The following is a 20,303-nucleotide window of genomic DNA, read 5'->3' on the forward strand; positions in this document are numbered from 1 at the left end:
AATGGGTAACTCGATCATATCGTCGAATTGTATCACCTTACAATCAGCCAAACTTGTAGCGATGTAATTTTTAGCAATGATCTCGTTGGGGAGATTTTGAATGAGTCAGATTATCCTGAATAATCTTCCTATTTATCAACTATTATCGTTCGCTTTATACAAAAAAGAAAATGTTCTGCATAAATTCGTCGTTGCAATTCTACCAATGTCCAAGCATTACGCTATACTTTAGCCAATTTATAATCGAATAAACGGGTTAAGCAGTGCCTATAGAATTTGTCGCAACGTCAAGATTACCGACCGCTTTTGGTGAATTCAATATTACGGTTTTTCAGGATCCTGAAACCGGTGAAGAACATGTCGCACTCTCTAAAGGACTAGAACAAGCTCCTACTGAACCTGTTTTAGTACGTATCCACTCCGAATGCCTGACTGGTGATGCCTTCGCTTCACTCAAATGTGACTGTGGCCCACAACTTCAAGCCACCCAAAAATTAATTAATGAAGCGGGTCAAGGGGTGATTTTATATTTACGCCAAGAAGGTCGCGGTATTGGTTTAACCAATAAAATCCGTGCCTATGCCCTACAAGACCAAGGCCATGACACAGTGGATGCCAATTTATTATTGGATCTTCCTGCCGATGCACGTCGTTATGATATGTGTCCTATCATGTTGAATCATCTCAACATTACTGCAGTGCGTCTAATTACCAATAACCCATTAAAAATTGAAGCGCTCCAAGAGCAAGGGGTGAATGTCGTTGATCGTGTTCCGCTTACTGTGGGTTTAAATCCATTCAACGAACAATATTTAAAAACCAAACATGATCGTATGTCGCATATGTATCAAAAGGACGATTTTTAAAAATCCTTTAAATTCTCCATAAATTAATCCCTCCAAACCTCCCTTTACAAAAGGGAGGCTTTCCCCTCTTTATTAAAGAGGGGTTAAGGGAGATTCAAATCGTCATCGAAAAAATACGATTTTCTGGAACACGTCGTTTTAATCGTAAATCAAAAGCCATGCAAATATTGCGGACAAAAGGTTTGCCCGCATCACGCACCTGAATGTGCTGATCAAAAATCTCCAGCAAACCATCTTCTTGCATTTCAGCCAATTGCGCTAATACGTCATCAAGCTCAGGAAATTGCATTTCTGGACCTGCCCAAGAAGTTTGGAAACTACACATCAAATTAAGAATATGTTTACGAATGATTAAGTCCTCATCTGTCAGCACATGCCCCCGATAGACTGGAATTTCATTCGCTTCTAAACGTGCATAATAGTCTTCAATTTTCTTTTCATTTTGTGCAAAGCTGTACCAACTGTCACTGATCGAGGATAAGCCGAGACCAATCATTACTTGGGTTTTCGATGCGGTATAGCCCATAAAATTACGGTGCAAACTGCCCTGCTGAAAAGCTTGATACATCGGATCTTGGGTTAATGCAAAATGATCCATCCCAATTTCATGATAGCCATGCGCTAGTAACTTTTTTTTACCCTCTTCATAGCATTGGCGCTTTAAATCATCTTTCGGGACATCAGCATCTTTAAAACCACGCTGACCATTGCCCTTAATCCACGGCACATGTGCATAGCTATAAAAGGCTAGACGATCTGGCATCAAACGAGTGGTCTGTTCAATGGTATGCAACACATCGTTTAAATCCTGAAATGGCAGACCAAAAACCAAATCATGTGAAATAGAGGTATAGCCAATATCACGTGCCCACTGTGTTACTTGTTCAACATGTGCAAAGGGCTGAATACGGTGGATGGCTTTTTGCACTTTTTCATTATAATCCTGCACCCCATAGCTCACGCGTCGAAACCCAACTTCGTACAAGGCTTGTAAATGCTCACGTGTGGTATTGTTCGGATGCCCTTCAAAACTAAATTCATGTGCATCAGCAATATCTGCCTGCGCTAAAATCCCTTGAATCAACTGGGTGAGATGCTCAGGAGAAAAGAAAGTAGGCGTTCCCCCGCCCAAATGAATTTCTTTAATTATTGGCCGGTCGACCAAGAGCTGACAATATAAGTCCCATTCTTTCAGCACCGCCTGAATATAAGGCAGCTCCATCTCATGTTTTTTCGTAACTTTTTTATGGCAACCACAAAACGTACATAAGCTTTCACAAAATGGCAGATGAATGTACAGACTGATGCCTTCGAGGTGATTGCTCTCATCAAATGAACGCTTCAAGCCCTGTGTCCACTGTTGCAATGAAAACTCAGCTTCCTCCCAATACGGCACGGTTGGATAACTGGTATAGCGTGGACCTGGTACATTATATTTTTGAATTAAAGAACTCGCCTGCTGAGACATCGATGCACCATTTCAATCAATGAGATTCAATTTAAATCTACCTTATGATTATTGTGCTGAGCTTCAGAAGTGAATTCAACCTAGCAAATTTGTCGGAATAGCCCCAATTTTGGCCTGAGTACTTCTGCTCACTACGCAGGAACTTTTGGTTTAATCACTAGATTTCTAGATTTAAAGCAAAGAGCCGATGCTGAGTATCGGGAAAAATGCCTTAAGTTTTCACGTAATTTATGCTTTGATGACACTTATCTTTAAATTATTTTAATAAAGGTCACCATGCAGAATCCAACTTCAGCCGATATTCAACGTGTAGATGAATTCCTTCGCGATTTACAGGCACGGATTTGTGCCGCATTGGAACAGCAAGAACGTGCTGGTGGCGGAAGTGCCGAATTTGCGATCGATGACTGGGAGCGCCCTGAAGGTGGTGGTGGTCGCTCACGTGTTCTACAAAATGGGACGGTGATTGAAAAAGGTGGTGTGATGTTCTCGCACATCAACATTTCAAAATTACCTGCCTCAGCGACTGAACGCCATCCCGCTATTGCAGGTGCAAAAGCGCAAGCCATGGGCGTGTCATTGGTAATTCACCCGAAAAACCCCAACGTCCCAACCTCACATGCCAATGTGCGTTTATTTGTCGCGGAAAAAGAAGGACAAGATCCGATTTGGTGGTTTGGCGGTGGTTTTGACCTCACTCCATTTTATCCAAATGATGAAGATGTCTTGTCTTGGCATCAAACTGCCCATGATCTTTGTGCCCCATTTAGCGATACGCTCTATGATGAACATAAGAAATGGTGTGATGACTATTTCTATCTCAAACACCGTGATGAACAACGTGGTGTGGGTGGTTTATTCTTTGATGATCTCAACCAATGGGACTTTGAAACCTGTTTCAAATATATGCAGGCCGTCGGTAATGGTTATTTAGAGGCAATTTTACCGATCTTCCAAAGAAACCAAGACAAAGCCTATACCGAAGCACAACGAGACTTCCAACTTTACCGTCGTGGTCGTTACGTTGAATATAACCTGGTCTATGACCGTGGCACCTTATTTGGTTTACAAACTGGTGGGCGTATTGAATCCATTTTAGTAAGTATGCCACCTTTGGCGGGCTGGTCATATCGTCCTGAATGGGAAGAAAATTCTGCTGAAAAAAGACTGACTGACTTTTATTTAAAACCGCAAGATTGGCTGAATACGCTGAAATAAAACGGATAAACGTGTATTTGCCTCTGTCCATCAGGGGCTTTTCATTGCCTTTTAATTAAAGTATTTGTATTTCTAGGTAATATCTTGATGCATAAATAAATTTTTTAAGCATTTACTTTGTAATCATATTGCTCAACAATGACACATCTTTTAAACAGCTTTAAGCTATGTCATTGCACAATGTGTCAATAAACTCATGGCTGTAACTTTCTTGTACGGAGTACAACGCACATGACACATCAAACACTCAATAAAAAAGCAGTCAGTCTTACTGCCTTGGTGTTTTGGAGCTTTGCTGTTGTGCTGATCAGCGCTATCAGTACTAATATTTTTTCCGAAACGTCTTTGAATGATAATTTGGCCATTGGCTTCATGGTGGTTGCCTTGATTGGTTTAGTCATTAGTGCTGCCAGCATCTTGATTCAAAGCGTCTTAGATATTTGTAATCCTTAATTTTCCCCCTTTATTTCACGATTTTAAGACTGCCCGAACTTTAGCCATCATCAGATTTGGCGTATATTGTCTGCTCTTTCACATCTACATGGACGCTGTGCAATGAGCAAACAATTTGCCGTGATTGGCAACCCGATTGAACAATCACGCTCACCTGAACTTCATCATGCCTTCGCTGAAAAAACAGGCCTCGACATTCAGTACAGCAAACGACTTGCGCCACTTGATGGTTTTCAGCACAGTGTCGAATCCTTCTTTGCCGAAGGTGGCATCGGTATGAATGTCACTGTTCCGTTTAAAGAACAAGCCTATGCACAATGTGCCGTCCTTACTGAACGTGCCAAAATTGCAGGTGCGGTCAATACACTATGGATGCAAGATGGCACACTCCATGGCGATAATACCGATGGACAAGGCCTAGTCGATGCCATCCGTGCCTTAGATTGGAATTTAGAACAGAGCGATATATTGATCATTGGTGCAGGTGGTGCAACACGTGGCGTGATTTATCCGCTGGTACAAGCTGGGGCCAAAAAAATCGTCATTGCCAACCGTACTTTAGCGCGTGCTGAACAATTGGTCGCTGACTTAAAAACTGCTGTACCCAATGCTGAACTTGCAGCCATTGCCCTCGCCGACTTAGCAGGTCAATTTGATCTGGTGATTAACGCAACATCGGCCAGTTTAACGGGTGATGCACTGATTTTGCCTGAAGCTTTACAATTTACACATGCTTATGAAATGGCCTATGGCAAACCGTCGACATTTTTGGATCAAGCCAAAGCACGCCATGTTCCAACCTCAGAAGGTTTTGGCATGTTGGTTGGTCAAGCGATTGAATCTTTTTCCATTTGGAATGGCGTCAAACCTGATCTAAAAGACTTTCTATAATTCAAAATGATTTGCTCAATTCACTTTCTGAGCAGTCGAAACACCTAAAAAAAGAACCTCAATTGAGGTTCTTTTTTTGATCCAACTTAGTTCTTGTGTTTTTGTATCGCCTTATAGGTCTCATAATAAGCCGATTGGCTGAACAACTCTTCGTGTTCTGCTGCTAGGCCTTGCAATGACGCTTCTGATAATTTTCCTTTGATATCATCAGCAAAGGCTTGCGCATAGATTTTTGATGCTTTCACCAAATGCGCTTTTTCAGTTCCTTCCAGTTCATAACTGGCTAAAAAGTTTTGTTGATATAAATGTGCAAAAATCGCCTGATCAGTCTTATAAGTTTTTTGCAATTGTTTCCATTCAACCTGAGCTTTGTACTCGCCAATTCCTGACTGTACATAATGGTTGACCGAAGAACCTAAGTCATCAAAGTCTTGATAGCGATGCAAAGCATGCTTATCACGTAATTGATTTAAACGTTTCAGCGCATTGCCTGTTGGCTCTTTTAAGCCATCAACAAATCGATACGCATAGACTTCCGCAATTTCATTCAAATCATTGGCTGAGTAATAACGCACATATTGAGCGCGATAGTTAGCAAATGCCACGACAAATGCCGCTTGATAGGCTTTCACTTCAGATTGATGGCGCTTATAACTTTGCAAAGCCACAGTACTGAGATATTCAGGAAGTTCGATTTCTTCATTTGTAGCACGGACATCATCAACCGATGCAGTTTCTGCTTCAACAAGCAAAGGATCATTTCCCGTGATTGGCGCAAGCAGACCTTTCAACATATTTTCAAAGAGTGAATCTTTACTGACTTCCTCAATGGATTTTGCCTGTTTCATGGCTTGACGATCAATTTTAGTCGCATTGCCATAATTCAAAATTTGGTTGCTACTTTTTAGCTTTAATTGACCAAGACGTGGCTCATTAAAAGCCAATTGATAGTCCATTGCTTGGACTCGGCCTTTGTGATCTAAGCCTACATCCATCACGACATTCGAAGATGATTTATCCTGTGCATTCAGCACCTGCGCAATTTCAACTTGATGCTTTTGCCATAATTGCTGGAATTGTTGGACATCGACAAGTTGTTCACTTTGATATTGCTGGAATACTGGTTTTAACTGCTCAACGGCGTCCGAAATCTCTGAATCTGTATTGGATGCGTCCGCAGCAGAGGCCGATGGTACAGCATCTTCTTGCAACGGTATTACCCGAACATCTTGATAATCCTGACACAGCGTGACTTTACCAATCGGCACCTGTTTGGTGTTCATCAAGGCCTGACAGACTTCCTCAGATAAGTTCGCTGTTTCATCATCATCTTCGGAAGCCGCATAAGCTTCGGTTTCTTCTGTATCCGCACTATAGACTTCTTCGTCATCAGCCGCGGTCGCCTCCGCATATGCACTTGCAGTATCGATCGCGTATTCAGCAGATTCAGCTGCAGAAGACGTTTGTTCTTCTTCCGTTTCATCTTGGTGATACATCAGGCCATGCATTTTCGCATTGAGCAGCTCATTCACACGTTCTACAGATACATAAGCCGCATCATAGTCTTCATCCTCAGCTGCTGCCGCTACTGCAGTCCCTCCCGCCGCTTCAGCCGCAGCCATCGCCTCTTCGGAAGCACTGTGATGCACAGCAGCGTCCACAGATTCATCTTGCTCAGCGTCACTATTGCGCTGACCTTTGATTTGCGTGGTGTAATAGTTGGCGTTCACAAAATCAAAAAGTTCAAGCTGGGTGTATAGCGCATCGAGATCACCCACATAGCGGATTTTTTTAGTCAGCCCTGCATTTTTTTCATCACGTGTTAAAGCAATATTTTGCACTTGATTCGGCTCTGCCAAGACATAGGGCAAAGCATTCATTTGTTTTAAATAGTCAGCAAATTTTTTCAAATCGTACTGAGCAATCGTGTCTTTATGTTTTGAAAAATCCACATAAGCCAAGCTGCTTTGGCTTTCACGATTCACCATAAACGGCATGAACGCAAAGTAGTTGGTATAAAATTTATGTTGCTTAAAATCAATGATCATCGGCAATTGTGCATTGACCTGCAAGGTCGGTTTTTGATAACTCAGTTGTAAGGTTAAGGCAGCAAGTTTTTCTCTAAAATGTACTGAACCGCTATAGCTAAACTGTAAATCATTCAACACATTCAGTAGTGATTGTGCAATTTTGGATTGCGGAGAAACGCCATCCTCTTCATCGCTATAGCGCGCTGATGGAGGGATTGATTCATTGGCAATGGCTTGATAGAGCTGTTTCTTTTCTTTTTGGCTAAATGGAATATTTTGGGTTTTAATCAACTGATCCAGTTGTTTTTTAAGTTTAGGATCCAGCTCTGGCTGTGTACTAGTTGCAGGTTTTGACTTGGTTTCAGGCTTTTTTTCATCGAACTGAATATCGGTCTGAATTGAAAATTGCCCTTTCATGTCATAACTGGCATTTTCAAACATTGCGTTTAAGCCTTGAGTGGCTTGTTGCCCGAGAGACTGATCCGTTGAATTGGTTTTTATGACATGTTGAGCACACCCAGTAATACTCAAACCCAGTAAACAAAGTGTTATATATTTTAATCGCATAATTGTACGAAAGACCTAAGTTCTTTATGATTTATTAAAAGAAAAAAATGATCAAAAGATCAACATCAAGTCTATCAGAAGTTTATTTTTCACATGTTGGTTAAATATTACAATTCGCCTTTCTGACATTTTTTAAGGGCGTATTCATCAATGTTTTTTAGATGAAATTATGAATAATCAAATCATCAATACAGATAATCCAAAAAATTTAGATATTAGGATTAAGATTATGCCTGCATATAAAGCGCCTTTACACGATATTCGTTTCTTAATGAATGAAGTACTCGATTACCCAGCACATTACAAAACTTTGTCTAATGGTGAAGCTGCTGATGCAGACACTGTCGACATGATTTTAGAAGGTGCAGCGGATTTTTGTGAAAACATCCTTTCGCCTTTAAACCAAACGGGTGATGAAGAAGGCTGTCATTTTGAAAATGGCGATGTAAAAACACCAAAAGGTTTTAAAGAAGCCTATGACCAATTTGTACAGGGTGGCTGGCAAGGTCTGTCTTTCCCTGAAGAATTTGGCGGTCAAAACTTGCCACAGTCGTTGAATCTCATCAAATCTGAAATGATGGGTACAGCAAACTGGTCATTCCAAATGTATCCAGGCCTCAGCGTAGGTTGTATCAACACCATTCTACAATTTGGTTCAGAAGAACAGAAAAACCAATATTTACCGAACCTTGTTGCTGGAACTTGGTCAGGCACCATGTGCTTAACTGAACCTCAATGCGGTACCGACTTAGGTCAGGTAAAAACCAAAGCGGAACCTCAAGCTGACGGCAGCTATGCAATTTCTGGTACAAAAATCTTCATCTCTGCGGGTGAGCATGATTTAACAGATAACATCGTGCATATCGTACTTGCTCGTCTTCCAGATGCTCCTGCAGGTACTAAAGGGATTTCATTGTTCATCGTTCCAAAATTCCTTGTGAATGCAGACGGTTCAGTGGGCGAACGCAACCCTGTGACTTGTGGTTCGATTGAACACAAAATGGGGATCCGTGCTTCAGCAACAGCTGTGTTGAACTTTGACAATGCGATTGGTTACTTGATCGGTGAAAAACACAAAGGCCTACACGCAATGTTCACCTTTATGAACACTGCACGTATTGGTACAGCGATCCAAGGCATTGCACATGCTGAATTGGCATTCCAAGGCGCTCTTCCATATGCCAAAGAACGTATGTCTATGCGCGCACTTTCAGGTAAAAAAGATCCTGAAAAAGTAGCCGATGCGATTATTCACCATGCAGACGTACGTCGTATGCTTTTAACTCAAAAAGCGATCGCTGAAGGCGGCCGTTCAATGATTTACTATGCAGCTCAAATTGCGGACAAAATGACTGATGCTTTAACCCGCGGTGATACAGCAGCGTTTGAAGCACATGATGACCACTTAGGCTTCTACACCCCGATTCTCAAAGGTTTCTTAACCGAAATGGGTTATGAAGCTGCAAACCATGGTATGCAAGTATACGGAGGTCATGGTTATATTAAAGAATGGGGCATGGAACAAATTGTTCGTGACTCACGTATCTCTACTCTCTACGAAGGCACAACCGGTGTTCAAGCACTAGACTTGATTGGTCGTAAAGTTCTGCTGACCTCTAAAGGTAAAGTGATTCGTGACTACACAGCTGAAATCTTGAAGTTCTGTGGTCAACATGCACGTAACAAATACATGCGTCGTTTTGCGTGGGACTTAACGAAGCTTTGCGCACAGTGGAATGCATTAACGGTTCGTATCATGCTTGCAGCACGTAAAGACCGTGACATCGTATCTTCTGCATCTGTAGATTTCTTAATGTTCTCTGGCTACGTGATGATGGCTTATTTCTGGGCACAACAAGCTGCCGTAGCTTCTGAAAAATTAGCAGAAGGCAATGGTGCAGAAGTTCCTGAGTTCTATAAAGCAAAAATCAAAGTGGCTGACTTCTACTTTGAACGTCTATTACCACGCTCACAAGGTCACGCTGAAGCAATGGTTAACCCATCGAAGACCATGACTTCTTTGGCTCCTGAACACTTTAGCTTTGACTACTAAGCTTTAAACCGAGTTAAATGACTCTATAAAAAGACCGCTTCGGCGGTCTTTTTTGTCTTCTCTTTTAATTTTGATCTATAGGAATTACGAGTAGTATTCTTAATTTCTTCATGAGGTAATAACAATGTATAAAGATGAACTTTATATGGAGAAATTTTGTTGTATTTTTCAACAAAAATAGAACACCTTATCGCTAAAACATAATTTTATTTAATAAATATTAAATACTTAAAGTAAATTTAACTCCATAATTTTAGCTTTACATTTGTATCTCATACAACTTCATATCTTCTGCATAGCCTCCCCCTATGATGACTTCATTAATTCATAGAGAGCGTAACCATGAAAAAATTGATGTCTTCATTGATGATTGGTCTGATTGCAACAACTGCGACAATGTCTGCAATGGCAGCGCCTGCATTCGATCATAAAAATCCACCACCTGCTGCACACTTTGATAAAAAACCTGTGCCACCTAAAGCAACACATCACAAATCTGCTGGGCCCCACATGGTGAACAAAGAACATCAACAAGCTCATGCGAAATTTGCCAAACAAAACCATAAGGCCACAGCATTTAAAGCCAATCAACACAAACCTGTACCGCAGCATAAATTACCCCCTATGCCACCGAAACATCGTTAAGTTAAACTCAAAAAAAGACCGCGAATGCGGTCTTTTTTAATCTTTACTTTGCTTTATCAGCAATAAATTCTTTGATCTCTATGGGTTTATCTTTCACCAACTCAACTGTCCCTTCATTCACACCATTAAAGTTTTTAAAATGAATAGAAACGCCTTGTTCATTGGCAAGTCGTACACCACTTCCAGAAACCGCTCGTTTCAACTCATAAACCCGATCAGAATTATCCGTCAATTGTGCGGTTTCAAAATTATCTTTGGTTTTTAACTCAAGGCTTAGATCTTGTGGCCCTGTAAAGTGAATCACTTGCTCGTCCTGAGCAATAGCAATGTCATTCGACGGAGTAGTTGCTGACGCTGGTTCAGTTGATACCGTGTTTTCTACTGTAGCCTTTTTATCTGCACAACCAATCAAAGCTAAACTGAATACTGCAGCACTTAAAATATATTTCATTTTTAGGATAGTCCTTCTTGTAATATGTATTGGATTATTACAGGTCTAATTTTACAAATTGGACGCAAACTACATTAGAAATATAAAAATTTACGTGCTTTTTAAATTAAAAAAACAATTTTTCAATAGCATTCATTACAAAAACTCTTCCAACACTGAGTTTAAAAAGATATGCCCCTGTTCAGTACAAGACAAACGCGCAGGATCATTCACCATCAATTGACGCTGACGTAATGAAGCCAATAATTCAGAGATTGGCGCTAAACTCTCACCCGTTCTCTGCGTATACAAACTTGCATCTACACCATGATTTAGCCGTAAAGCATTCATCATAAATTCAAAAGGCATATCTTCTGACTCAATGCGTTTAAACTGAAGATTCTCCGCTGGGACTTTGGCTAAATAGTCTTTTGGCAGGCGGGTTTTTTGGAAACGGTACACTCCATCTGGAAGGGTCACTTTGCCATGTGCGCCTGCGCCAATCGCCAAATAATCGCCAAACTGCCAATAATTTAAATTATGTGCCGACGACTTTTCTTTACGCCATGCAGATACTTCATAATTGATAAAGCCTTGCGCTGTTAAATAGGCTTCGCCCTGCGCTTGAATCTCTTCAAGCACATCATCGACAGGCAGAATCGGCTGGGTGCGGAAAAAGACCGTATTCGGCTCAATCGTCAACTGATACCACGACACATGCGTTGCGCCATTTTCCACAGCCAATTTCAAATCCAAAAGCGCTTGCTCAATGGTTTGTTCAGGCAAGCCATGCATCAAGTCGACATTTATCCGTTCAAAACCTGCCTCTTTTGCATGCTGAATGGCAGAAATCGCATCATCATTCGAATGAATCCGCCCCAGCTTTTTCAGCTGGTCGGTATTAAAACTTTGCACACCGATAGATAGACGATTAATCCCTGCATCTAAATAACCGGCAAAAGGATCGTGCTCAACCGTGCCCGGATTGGCTTCCAAGGTAATTTCACAGTCCGCTTCAAATGGCACTAACGCTTTGAGTTGAGCAAATAACCATTGATAGCCTTTGGATGAAATGAGCGATGGTGTACCCCCACCAATAAATACACTATGAATAAGGCGACCCTGAGCAAAATCGACTTGCGTTTTAAAGTCTTCAACCAACGCCTGTAAATATTCTTGCTCTAAGTCTAAAGACAATTCACCATTCGGCACCGCATGCGAATTAAAGTCACAGTATGGACATTTGCGCACACACCACGGCATATGAATGTATAAAGATAACGGAACAACTGCAGGATTTAATTCAGCCAAGGAGATTGCTCAAAATGCGTTGAAGAATGCTGCGTATTTTAACATGACTGCATCAGAGTGCTTGTGAAAACTCTGATTGAATACAGTAGACTGATCATATTAAAAAAGAATTTGCTGATAACAAGATGAAAATAAGCAGCCATTTATTGTACTTACTGCCGCTCGCGATGGGTGTTGGTATCGCCATGACCATTCAAACAGCGATCAACAGCCAATTGCGTGAATATTTATATTCACCGCTGCAAGCTGCCCTTTTTTCTTTTTTGGTTGGTACAATAGTCCTCGCCTTTATGGTGTTTTTTCAATCGGTCGAAAAACCGGACTTTGCAAGTTTTGCTCAAATCCCTTGGTATTTATGGCTGGGGGGATGTTTGGGTGTTTATGCCATCAGTATCAGTATTTATACCGCACCGAAACTGGGTTTTTTATCCCTCTCCGGTCTGATTATTTTTGGACAGATCTTAATGTCGATGGTAATTGACCATTTTGGCTTGCTCGGCACTGAAAAAACCCCGATTAACTGGCAACGCTTATTGGGTGGCGTGGTGATTTTTATTGGTGTGCTTCTCACTTTCCAACGCTAAGACCTCATTCCTAAGCACCTCACAAGAAATGAGTACATTCTGTGTCTATTGTCACGGCTGTAACAAGCAGCAAGTATGAATTAAAACAACTGTTTCATTTAATGATCCCGATATTGATCACGCAGTTTGCGCAAGCGGGATTTGGTCTCATTGATACCATCATGGCTGGACACATGTCCGCCAATGACCTTGCAGCCATTGCGGTCGGGGTCGGCTTATGGATACCAGTCATGCTGCTGTTCAGCGGCATTATGATTGCCACCACCCCATTGGTTGCCGAAGCCAATGGTGCTCGGACGCCTGAAAAAATTGCCACCATCGCCCGTCAGTCTTTGTGGGTCGCATTATTTTTAGGGATCATTGCCGCATTAGTCTTACAAGCTATGCCGCTGCTTTTACCGTTATTGGGTGTCCCTGAAGTATTACTTCCGAAGGCGAGCTTATTCTTACACGCCATTAGTTTAGGTATGCCTGCTGTCACCATGTACGCAGCTTTACGTGGTTACTCAGAAGCATTGGGGCATCCACGTCCAGTCACTGTGCTGAGTCTGCTGGCCTTATTGGTGTTAATTCCACTGAACTTTATTTTTATGTATGGTTTAGGCCCAGTCCCTGAACTGGGTTCTGCTGGATGTGGATTTGCCACCGCGATTTTGCAATGGTTAATGTTCTTTGCTTTGGCGATGTACGTTTTCAAAGGATCGGCCTATCAAAAGACCCAACCTTTCGCTGCCTTTGAAAAAATGAACAGTGAATGGATCAAACGTATCTTAAAACTTGGCTTTCCCATTGGCTTAGCCATTTTCTTTGAAGTCAGTATTTTTAGTACAGCCGCTATTGTTTTGAGTCCCTTAGGCGAAGTTACCATTGCAGCGCATCAAGTCGCCATTTCGATTACCTCGCAATTGTTTATGATTCCCATGTCACTGGCGATTGCGCTGACCATTCGAGTTGGTACCTATTATGGGGAAAAGAACTGGCTAGCGATGCGAAAAGTCCAAAAAGTTGGGATGTTGACAGGAACGGTATTTGCCCTGATTACTATGCTGTTGCTTTGGCTTTTACGTAATGAAATTGTGTCACTGTATACCAATGACTATGATGTGACTCAGCTTGCAGTATATTTGGTCTTGTTCGCGATTGCCTATCAGTTGATGGACGCATGGCAAGTCAGTGCCGCAGGGTGTTTACGCGGCATGCAAGACACTAAAGGGCCGATGTGGATCACCATGATCGCGTATTGGATCATTGCCTTCCCTGTCGGGATCTATCTTGCACGCTTCACCACGACTGGTGCTGCAGGCGTTTGGATTGGCCTAATTGTGGGTCTGACTGTCGCCTGTATACTGCTACTTACACGTTTATTTATGATGAATAAGCGTTTAGCACATGCAGGATAAGCCCTAAAAAATCATCTAAAAAGTTAATTAAAAAAGACGGCTACGCTATGCAGAAGATTAATGCAAATTAACACCCTGCATAGCAACGCCATAAATAAAAAGCACGAAGAAGAGGAAAATAAACATGTCCCATGTATTTCGCTCGATCAGTCTCTGTCTGAGCTTAGGCTTTTCCATGTCACTACAGGCTGAACAGTCAATCAACCGACATGAATTTCCTTTATATCACGCACCCATCAAAGTCCAATCACAACCCGAATTTGATTACATCAATCAAGCACTTTGGACAGCCTTTCGCTTTTATCATGAACAACAAGCAGACTCATATACCGCACGTTTAAAATTAAGTTGTCAGCAGTCTGGTATGACGTATACCTATCAGGACTTCATCAAGGCCAATCAAAAGTTTGCCTCTGCGGATGATCAGGATTTTATCGTGACGCAAAACCTCATCACCTTGAATGAAAATTTACACCATAACCAATGCAGTAAATATCTCAGTCCACATTTAGAACTGGAAAAAACTGAATCGAGCGAAGCAGCAAAAACCAACTAATTAAGCGCCTCGATGGCATTTTTTAAACTTTGTGGCACTTGGCTGTCGTCCTCTACGTCTTTCACGATCGCCTGCCCAACAATCACATCTGTCCCATTAAAACTCATGGTCGGTGAGCCATACAATTCATAGCCTTCATTTAAAGCTTTGGTCACACGGGCACAGAAATTGACATCATCTTTACCGGTTAAATAGCGATACACTTTCATCGTTCAGTTCTCTTCTAGCGACGCGATATTTTAAACCATTCAGCGCGTGGCTTAAATTTGCCTGAATTATTTTCAGTATTTACATTTTTGCCCATCGTTTTATCAATGGAAATAAAGTCTTAACAATTTAAAGTAGGCAGTTTGTGTTTTGTCGCCTATGATCGGTAATAGATAATAAATGATGATCTTGAGGAACATCACATGGCAAAAACGGCTAGCACACCGGGTCGTCGCTTTATGAAACTTGCCAGTATGACGGCAAGCATTGCTACTAAAACCGTTTCCAATTCCATCCGCAATATCACTGCCGATGAAGAACAGAAAAATGCATCTCGCAGTAAACTTTTTCAGGACATCGGTCTGCAAATTGCAGACACTTTGGGTGAAATGAAAGGTGCGGTGATGAAAGTCGGACAAATTGCCTCGCAGTACAAAGACATTTTTCCACCTGAAGTCGCAAAAGCCATTAGTAAATTACAACGCCAAGCGCCAGCCATGCCTTTTGCTGAAATTAAGGCCCAAGTAGAACAAGAACTCGGCAAACCCCTCGCGCAAATTTTTAAAAGTTTTGAAGAACAACCTTTTGCCGCTGCATCCATTGGGCAGGTGCATAAAGCCGTGTTACCTAATGGTCAGCAGGTTGTAGTGAAAGTCCAATATCCGGGTGTCGAAGAAGCCTGTGAAAGTGACTTAAAACAAGTTCGGCTTGCACTTCGTCTGATGGGCGTATTGAAAATTGATCGGAAGTTACAAGACAAGCTATTTCGTGAAATTCAGGACAGTTTGGACAACGAACTGAACTATGAAATTGAAGCGCAAAACTTAGATGTGGCCCGTGCGTTTCATAGTGCGCTGGATGACAAAATCATCATTCCACAGGTCTATAAAGATTATTCTTCACGTCATATATTGACTTTAAGCCTAGAGCTTGGCGACAGTATAGAAACTGCCAGCACATGGTCACAAGAAACCCGAAATGCCTTGGGAAGACGGTTATTCCGTGCCATTGGCCGTGAAATTTTCTTCCTTAAACGTTTCCACTGTGACCCACATCCGGGCAACTTCGCCTTTCGTGAAGATGGTTCAGTCATCGTGTATGACTACGGCGGTGTGAAAACCCTGTCTCCTGAAATCGTGTCACACTTTAAGCAATTGATTAATGCTGCACGCAAGCACGATATTCCACTGATGGAACAGCAACTCGATGCCCTACATTCCCTCAATGAACTCGGTAAATTCCCTGCGGAGTTGTATGAACAATGGCTTGAAGTACTGATGCGTCCACTGACCACACAATACGACTTTGCTGAAAATTCAGCGCACCATGACGGGGTAGAATTAATTAAGCCATCTCTTAAATACTGGGATGTGTTTAAACCGTCACCGGATACCTTGATGGTGAACCGGACTGTTTCAGGGCATTATTGGAATTTGATTCATTTGAAAGTGAATGACAATCTCAATGATCTCTTTGATGAGTTGGTCCCACCTAGCGCTTAAGGGAACATGAAGCGCTGATTGCCTGATGAATTTCGGGCAATATTTGCATTTTTAATTGTTATGTTATAACATTTCTTTAATCAATAAATTTAAGGAACAGAAGAATGCGTGCCAACATCCATCCCGAATACCGTGAAGTGCTCTTTCATGACACCAATGCCAATGCCTTTTTTGTGATTGGCAGTACTTTAAGTACCAATCAAACCAAAGAGTTTGAAGGCAAGACTTATCCGTATGTGACACTCGATATCTCAAGTGCATCACACCCTTTTTATACAGGTGAACAACGTCAAGTAAATAATGAAGGACGTATTGCGAACTTTAATAAACGCTTTGCGCGTTTCAAACGCTCACAATAAGTTCAGTTTCGATTAAGTTTTTGCTTTTAAAATTAAAGCATTGAAGAAGTTCAGGGTTCCCCTCCTCCAGCCTGAGCTTCTTTTTTTTATGTCTGAAATTTTGTGGATTTCAAGCGTTGTTTTAAACATCTATTTTTAAAATCGACTGAAATAAGTAATATCCCAGTCCCAATACGATGACGCCAATCACCACACTGGAAATGGCATAACTAAATGCCAGCCCACTTTGCCCTTGTCTAAGCAGTTGAAAGGTTTCTAAGCCGAAACTGGAAAATGTGGTAAAGCCACCTAAGATCCCGACCATAAGCAATAAGCGTGCTTCATTTTGTAGAACGGGATATTTTTGGCTAAATGCAAACAACACACCTGCACAAAAGCAACCTAAAATATTCACCCACCATGTTGCCCACGGAAAGAGCACGGTTGGCTTGGCCAATAACAGTCCTGCTGCATAGCGAAGTGTTGCCCCAATTGCGCCGCCACATGCGACCAAAAGCCAGTTCATAGTTGTCCTACTTCAACATCATTGGTATCTACAATTTAGGCAACAGACTGCCTAAGGTCTCCCTTCAATATACACGCATTTAATTTACGCAAATAGTGTTAAATGTTTGGGCCAAAGCTTGCTATAGTCTGCAACACTTTGCGGTATTTTTTATTGAAAGAGGACATTATGGCTCAGGAATTATTAGATCAACTTCAAGCAGGGACTGCGAAATTTTCAGATGTGATTGCATTTATTGAAGCGCGTTATAACCACACAGCAACCGCTTTTACCAATGGCAAACAAGCCAATGCAGCAACTGAAAACCAAGGCAGTGCCAAAGTATTTTCTTTTGCCCAATTGAATGGTCTAAACCAAGCTGAAACCTTAAGTCTTTTTGCTGAACATTATGCTGCTGTATTGGCAACACCAGACGCAACTGACCACCAAAACATTCGCCAATTTATGCAAAATGGTTGGGAAGGTATTCAATTTGACGGTCAAGCGCTCAGCGCGAAATAATGCCTAGGTAGACGTTCTAAATCAGTTCGTCTGCAATAAAAAAGCCAGTACAAATACTGGCTTTTTTTATCGTTCATCATCTGTTCACATCAGGACACTCGAACTCTGCAAGTCCATTCAGCCATCGCGGTTTTTTCCCAAGCTCGTGCATGCTTCAAATGTAGTAATTCTTCACCCGCAGTCGTTGCGGTAAAACGATAAGTTTTTTGACCGCCTCCGCCTAGTACTGGTGTCGTATCCGCATCAGCTTGCTGTTGAGCTGACTGAAACACTTCTTCAACTTTAAAAAGTTTCGGTTGCTCAGCCAAAGACCATACATACCCAGTACTTGGATTTTCGTTTAACAGCACTTCCAAAGTCTGTCCACGATCCATCTCAAGCAAAGTCGGACAACTTTGCTGTTCAGTAAATACATGGGTTTTCCCATCTACAGTTGAACTCATACTGGTACATCCACCAAGCGCCAAACCACTCGCCATCATTAGACTCAAAATAAACTTTTTCTTTATCGTCATTTTCATCATCAAATTATTTTACCTTGAATCTAATGCACACCGATTTCAAATACGATCTCGATGCAATCGAAGTTTAGCCTTTAACTTTTTCAATCCACTGAATCGAACTGACACGAAAAACCTCACAAGCCCCATCACCCGTATCTGTTGGGGTCAAAGATGAAGTCCAAACCAAATCTTTGTCTTTCACCTCAACCAAATCCCCTTTTAAACGCACGAGATCGCCACGTTTTACTTGAGTAATTTGTTTCGCAATTTGCGGGTTTGCAGGAATGATGTGCATATTCGACACCATCATCATGGCTTGCTTTTGCGGTACAGGAACACGATCCATTTTCCAATTTAAGAAACGGTCATATTGATTGACTGAAATCGTACGAGCAATTTCTGGCTCTGCAAATAAGCCCCAGCTGACTGCATAATCGATCGGAGAAAATTTTGCTTGTTCATCTGTTTGATAGGTTTTAGAACCTAAAATTCGGAAATCACCTTTAAATTCTTTCAAGGTAGAAATCGACTGGCCTTTGGCAGCAGGTGCTAAGCCTTTGGCAATATTATAATCTGAAGACGCTTGGACACCGACATTCAATAAAAAGCCTGCAAGCACAGTACTTAATGCAATTCGCTTGATCATCGCGTTATCCTCTTACCCTGTAATACTTCACATTACTCAATTTTAATTCTGCAATTGAGCCGACTTCATCTATACATAATGCCCCAACCTGAACATGAGCTTAAAATCCCGTAGGTTGAGCATGATGAATGTCGTTTTCACTAGTTGTAACTCTATATTACGCACACAGTCTGCATAAACCTTATGAACTTGGTAACAAAATGCTGTTATTCAGTCAATTGGCCCATATCCATGCCCTACCACATGATTTAAAATTAAAAAGACATGAATTACACTTTAAAAAAAGCCAACAACAATACTCGCTATGATTTATAAATTTTATCAACAACACATTTTTCCGCATCTTTTAAATCAAGTCATGCAAGTGCCGAGCCTGATGGATAAACGACGCGAACTCCTGTTAGCCGTGTCTGGTGAGGTACTCGAAATTGGCTTTGGTACAGGTTTGAATTTAGCCTTTTATCAAAATGTCGATACGGTTTTTGCCCTTGAGCCCAATCCCGATATTTTTCATTTAGCTGCTGAACGTGTACATGCGACACCCTTTGAGGTACAGCATATTTTAGCCGGTGCTGAAAAATTACCCTTTGCAGATGAAAGTCTAGATCATGTCGTGAGTACATGGACCTTATGCAGCATTGCCGATATTGAAACTGCGCTTGAAGAAATCTACCGTGTCCTTAAACCAACAGGGACATTTCATTTAGTGGAACATGTACAACACAATGAAAATCGGAAAATTAAGCAGTTACAACACCTACTGACGCCCATTCAAAAGAAAGTCGCGGATGGCTGTCATCTGGATCGTCATATGCAAAAGTTGCTTGAAGATGCCCAGTTTGAATGTTTTGAAACGCAGTATTTTGATGCTGAAGGCATTCCAAAAATTGGACAACGCATGTTGCTCGCCCGCGCACGGAAGTTGAGTTAAAGCGTCCAAGGCCATGTTTGAGCACAATCAAATCTAGATAAAATTACCTAGTCTTTGATTAGTCGAATGGCATTAATTTTTAGGATATGACAGGGCTTTTTATTCAACACATTATAGGTGTTATACGACTTCCCAGTTTTGGTGGAATGCACATCCACCCATTCACCCAAAATCTCCACGCGATCACCTGATTTTAAACGCCGAATACGATTTGAAACGTCTTCGGATTGAGCTATCACACTAACATTTTGCAATTCGGACTTGAGCTGTTCAATTTGTGTCGAGGGCACGTCTTTCGCTTGCACGCTAAAACAGCGGTTCTGCTGCGACCATTCAAGATGATATTTTAAAGACTGGATATCATTTGCGCCTGAACTCAGTAGCAGATCAATATTGCTGACATAGGCCAAGTCTTGAAAGCCACCCACCACGGTCGGTGCTGCCGGATGTAATGTACGACTACTGGCACTGTAGTAGCGTTTATCCAACAGCAAATATTCACCGGAAAATGCCTGAGTCGCTGTGACCTGAAAATTTTTCAGCACACCAGTCTGCTCTAAATGTGGAATGGCACGAAAATATTCAGACCATATCCACAGCATGAGCGCAAAAACGGCTGCAGTCGCTAAGAGTTTTTCCATGTGGATATTCTGTCCTTATTACTTTTCGACGGTTCT

General features: G+C 41.6%; 22 protein-coding genes. 13 read left to right on the forward strand and 9 right to left on the reverse strand.

Going from position 1 to position 20,303, the window contains the following annotated elements:
- Positions 1-263: 263 nt before the first annotated feature.
- Positions 264-866 carry a GTP cyclohydrolase II gene (gene ribA / locus FTT76_RS08060; protein WP_168379100.1) on the forward strand — a complete coding sequence of 201 codons (603 nt, stop codon included), beginning with the start codon at positions 264-266 and terminating at the stop codon, positions 864-866.
- A 94-nt stretch (positions 867-960) separates the two neighbouring features.
- Here ribA and hemN read toward each other — a convergent pair whose 3' ends face one another.
- Complete coding sequence (gene hemN / locus FTT76_RS08065; RefSeq protein WP_180190373.1) at positions 961-2,334, reverse strand: oxygen-independent coproporphyrinogen III oxidase; 1,374 nt, start codon at positions 2,332-2,334, stop codon at positions 961-963.
- Between the two features lie 276 nt (positions 2,335-2,610).
- Between hemN and hemF the strand changes: the two genes are divergently transcribed.
- From hemF to aroE, 3 genes are all read left to right on the forward strand, one after another.
- Positions 2,611-3,552 carry an oxygen-dependent coproporphyrinogen oxidase gene (hemF, locus tag FTT76_RS08070; RefSeq protein WP_180190374.1) on the forward strand — a complete coding sequence of 314 codons (942 nt, stop codon included), beginning with the start codon at positions 2,611-2,613 and terminating at the stop codon, positions 3,550-3,552.
- Positions 3,553-3,783: 231 nt separating this feature from the next.
- Positions 3,784-4,005, forward strand: coding sequence for a hypothetical protein (locus FTT76_RS08075; protein ID WP_078189308.1), 222 nt, complete (start codon positions 3,784-3,786; stop codon positions 4,003-4,005).
- 102 nt (positions 4,006-4,107) lie between these two features.
- Entirely contained in the window at positions 4,108-4,896 is a 789-nt protein-coding gene (gene aroE, locus FTT76_RS08080) for a shikimate dehydrogenase (protein WP_180073429.1), read from the forward strand.
- 86 nt (positions 4,897-4,982) lie between these two features.
- Here the strand turns inward: aroE and FTT76_RS08085 are convergent, their stop codons facing one another.
- Positions 4,983-7,493 carry a hypothetical protein gene (locus FTT76_RS08085; RefSeq protein WP_180190375.1) on the reverse strand — a complete coding sequence of 837 codons (2,511 nt, stop codon included), beginning with the start codon at positions 7,491-7,493 and terminating at the stop codon, positions 4,983-4,985.
- Positions 7,494-7,722: 229 nt separating this feature from the next.
- Here FTT76_RS08085 and FTT76_RS08090 point away from each other — a divergent pair, with 229 nt between their 5' ends.
- Together FTT76_RS08090 and FTT76_RS08095 are read left to right on the forward strand one after the other, a co-directional pair.
- On the forward strand, positions 7,723-9,546 hold the full coding sequence (locus FTT76_RS08090) for an acyl-CoA dehydrogenase C-terminal domain-containing protein (protein ID WP_168379095.1): 1,824 nt from the start codon (positions 7,723-7,725) through the stop codon (positions 9,544-9,546).
- Positions 9,547-9,888: 342 nt separating this feature from the next.
- Positions 9,889-10,191, forward strand: coding sequence for a hypothetical protein (locus FTT76_RS08095; RefSeq protein WP_180039449.1), 303 nt, complete (start codon positions 9,889-9,891; stop codon positions 10,189-10,191).
- A gap of 43 nt (positions 10,192-10,234) precedes the next feature.
- Here the strand turns inward: FTT76_RS08095 and FTT76_RS08100 are convergent, their stop codons facing one another.
- Both FTT76_RS08100 and hemW read right to left on the reverse strand, forming a co-directional pair.
- Positions 10,235-10,642 carry a hypothetical protein gene (locus tag FTT76_RS08100; protein ID WP_180190376.1) on the reverse strand — a complete coding sequence of 136 codons (408 nt, stop codon included), beginning with the start codon at positions 10,640-10,642 and terminating at the stop codon, positions 10,235-10,237.
- A 135-nt stretch (positions 10,643-10,777) separates the two neighbouring features.
- Positions 10,778-11,932: a radical SAM family heme chaperone HemW gene (gene hemW / locus FTT76_RS08105; RefSeq protein ID WP_180190377.1), complete on the reverse strand. Its 1,155-nt coding sequence runs from the start codon at positions 11,930-11,932 to the stop codon at positions 10,778-10,780.
- Positions 11,933-12,057: 125 nt separating this feature from the next.
- Here hemW and FTT76_RS08110 point away from each other — a divergent pair, with 125 nt between their 5' ends.
- The 3 genes from FTT76_RS08110 (at position 12,058) to FTT76_RS08120 (ending at position 14,472) form a co-directional block, all read left to right on the forward strand.
- The gene (locus FTT76_RS08110) at positions 12,058-12,516 is read left to right on the forward strand and encodes a DMT family transporter (RefSeq protein WP_180059162.1); all 459 of its coding nucleotides are present in this window, start codon (positions 12,058-12,060) and stop codon (positions 12,514-12,516) included.
- A 41-nt stretch (positions 12,517-12,557) separates the two neighbouring features.
- Positions 12,558-13,916 (forward strand): MATE family efflux transporter, encoded by a 1,359-nt coding sequence (locus tag FTT76_RS08115; RefSeq protein WP_373686537.1) that lies wholly within the window; start codon positions 12,558-12,560, stop codon positions 13,914-13,916.
- Between the two features lie 124 nt (positions 13,917-14,040).
- Complete coding sequence (locus FTT76_RS08120; RefSeq protein WP_180190378.1) at positions 14,041-14,472, forward strand: hypothetical protein; 432 nt, start codon at positions 14,041-14,043, stop codon at positions 14,470-14,472.
- On the opposite strand, the gene FTT76_RS08125 is transcribed toward FTT76_RS08120, so the two are convergent.
- Positions 14,469-14,681 (reverse strand): DUF1737 domain-containing protein, encoded by a 213-nt coding sequence (locus FTT76_RS08125; protein WP_180021568.1) that lies wholly within the window; start codon positions 14,679-14,681, stop codon positions 14,469-14,471. The two genes, FTT76_RS08120 and FTT76_RS08125, sit on opposite strands and share 4 nt — an antisense overlap.
- 201 nt (positions 14,682-14,882) lie before the next feature.
- Here FTT76_RS08125 and FTT76_RS08130 point away from each other — a divergent pair, with 201 nt between their 5' ends.
- A complete protein-coding gene (locus tag FTT76_RS08130) occupies positions 14,883-16,181 on the forward strand; it encodes an AarF/ABC1/UbiB kinase family protein (RefSeq protein WP_111884186.1) in 1,299 nt (432 codons plus the stop codon).
- 104 nt (positions 16,182-16,285) lie between these two features.
- Positions 16,286-16,540, forward strand: coding sequence for a type B 50S ribosomal protein L31 (locus FTT76_RS08135; RefSeq protein ID WP_078189321.1), 255 nt, complete (start codon positions 16,286-16,288; stop codon positions 16,538-16,540).
- 121 nt (positions 16,541-16,661) lie between these two features.
- On the opposite strand, the gene crcB is transcribed toward FTT76_RS08135, so the two are convergent.
- Positions 16,662-17,045: a fluoride efflux transporter CrcB gene (gene crcB / locus FTT76_RS08140; RefSeq protein ID WP_180190379.1), complete on the reverse strand. Its 384-nt coding sequence runs from the start codon at positions 17,043-17,045 to the stop codon at positions 16,662-16,664.
- 168 nt (positions 17,046-17,213) lie between these two features.
- Between crcB and FTT76_RS08145 the strand changes: the two genes are divergently transcribed.
- Positions 17,214-17,546 carry a HopJ type III effector protein gene (locus FTT76_RS08145; protein WP_078189323.1) on the forward strand — a complete coding sequence of 111 codons (333 nt, stop codon included), beginning with the start codon at positions 17,214-17,216 and terminating at the stop codon, positions 17,544-17,546.
- An 89-nt stretch (positions 17,547-17,635) separates the two neighbouring features.
- Here FTT76_RS08145 and FTT76_RS08150 read toward each other — a convergent pair whose 3' ends face one another.
- The gene (locus FTT76_RS08150; protein WP_257225656.1) at positions 17,636-18,061 is read right to left on the reverse strand and encodes a protease inhibitor I42 family protein; all 426 of its coding nucleotides are present in this window, start codon (positions 18,059-18,061) and stop codon (positions 17,636-17,638) included.
- Between the two features lie 73 nt (positions 18,062-18,134).
- Entirely contained in the window at positions 18,135-18,695 is a 561-nt protein-coding gene (locus tag FTT76_RS08155) for a hypothetical protein (protein ID WP_078189325.1), read from the reverse strand.
- Between the two features lie 304 nt (positions 18,696-18,999).
- Here FTT76_RS08155 and FTT76_RS08160 point away from each other — a divergent pair, with 304 nt between their 5' ends.
- Positions 19,000-19,626, forward strand: a complete 627-nt coding sequence (locus tag FTT76_RS08160) for a class I SAM-dependent methyltransferase (RefSeq protein ID WP_180190380.1) — start codon at positions 19,000-19,002, stop codon at positions 19,624-19,626.
- Between the two features lie 47 nt (positions 19,627-19,673).
- Here the strand turns inward: FTT76_RS08160 and FTT76_RS08165 are convergent, their stop codons facing one another.
- Positions 19,674-20,267, reverse strand: coding sequence for a hypothetical protein (locus FTT76_RS08165; RefSeq protein WP_180190381.1), 594 nt, complete (start codon positions 20,265-20,267; stop codon positions 19,674-19,676).
- Between the last annotated feature and the right edge of the window lie 36 nt (positions 20,268-20,303).

The organism is Acinetobacter sp. YH01009, from assembly GCF_013420765.1.
In the GTDB taxonomy this organism is placed as follows: domain Bacteria; phylum Pseudomonadota; class Gammaproteobacteria; order Pseudomonadales; family Moraxellaceae; genus Acinetobacter; species Acinetobacter amyesii.

Coding starts and splice junctions, on each gene's coding strand:
- hemN (WP_180190373.1), bottom strand. CDS start 2,334: ATGTCTCAGCAGGCGAGTTCTTTAATTCAAAAATATAATGTACCAGGT.
- hemF (WP_180190374.1), top strand. CDS start 2,611: ATGCAGAATCCAACTTCAGCCGATATTCAACGTGTAGATGAATTCCTT.
- FTT76_RS08075 (WP_078189308.1), top strand. CDS start 3,784: ATGACACATCAAACACTCAATAAAAAAGCAGTCAGTCTTACTGCCTTG.
- aroE (WP_180073429.1), top strand. CDS start 4,108: ATGAGCAAACAATTTGCCGTGATTGGCAACCCGATTGAACAATCACGC.
- FTT76_RS08085 (WP_180190375.1), bottom strand. CDS start 7,493: ATGCGATTAAAATATATAACACTTTGTTTACTGGGTTTGAGTATTACT.
- FTT76_RS08090 (WP_168379095.1), top strand. CDS start 7,723: ATGCCTGCATATAAAGCGCCTTTACACGATATTCGTTTCTTAATGAAT.
- FTT76_RS08095 (WP_180039449.1), top strand. CDS start 9,889: ATGAAAAAATTGATGTCTTCATTGATGATTGGTCTGATTGCAACAACT.
- FTT76_RS08100 (WP_180190376.1), bottom strand. CDS start 10,642: ATGAAATATATTTTAAGTGCTGCAGTATTCAGTTTAGCTTTGATTGGT.
- FTT76_RS08110 (WP_180059162.1), top strand. CDS start 12,058: ATGAAAATAAGCAGCCATTTATTGTACTTACTGCCGCTCGCGATGGGT.
- FTT76_RS08120 (WP_180190378.1), top strand. CDS start 14,041: ATGTCCCATGTATTTCGCTCGATCAGTCTCTGTCTGAGCTTAGGCTTT.
- FTT76_RS08125 (WP_180021568.1), bottom strand. CDS start 14,681: ATGAAAGTGTATCGCTATTTAACCGGTAAAGATGATGTCAATTTCTGT.
- FTT76_RS08130 (WP_111884186.1), top strand. CDS start 14,883: ATGGCAAAAACGGCTAGCACACCGGGTCGTCGCTTTATGAAACTTGCC.
- FTT76_RS08135 (WP_078189321.1), top strand. CDS start 16,286: ATGCGTGCCAACATCCATCCCGAATACCGTGAAGTGCTCTTTCATGAC.
- crcB (WP_180190379.1), bottom strand. CDS start 17,045: ATGAACTGGCTTTTGGTCGCATGTGGCGGCGCAATTGGGGCAACACTT.
- FTT76_RS08145 (WP_078189323.1), top strand. CDS start 17,214: ATGGCTCAGGAATTATTAGATCAACTTCAAGCAGGGACTGCGAAATTT.
- FTT76_RS08150 (WP_257225656.1), bottom strand. CDS start 18,061: ATGACGATAAAGAAAAAGTTTATTTTGAGTCTAATGATGGCGAGTGGT.
- FTT76_RS08155 (WP_078189325.1), bottom strand. CDS start 18,695: ATGATCAAGCGAATTGCATTAAGTACTGTGCTTGCAGGCTTTTTATTG.
- FTT76_RS08160 (WP_180190380.1), top strand. CDS start 19,000: ATGATTTATAAATTTTATCAACAACACATTTTTCCGCATCTTTTAAAT.
- FTT76_RS08165 (WP_180190381.1), bottom strand. CDS start 20,267: ATGGAAAAACTCTTAGCGACTGCAGCCGTTTTTGCGCTCATGCTGTGG.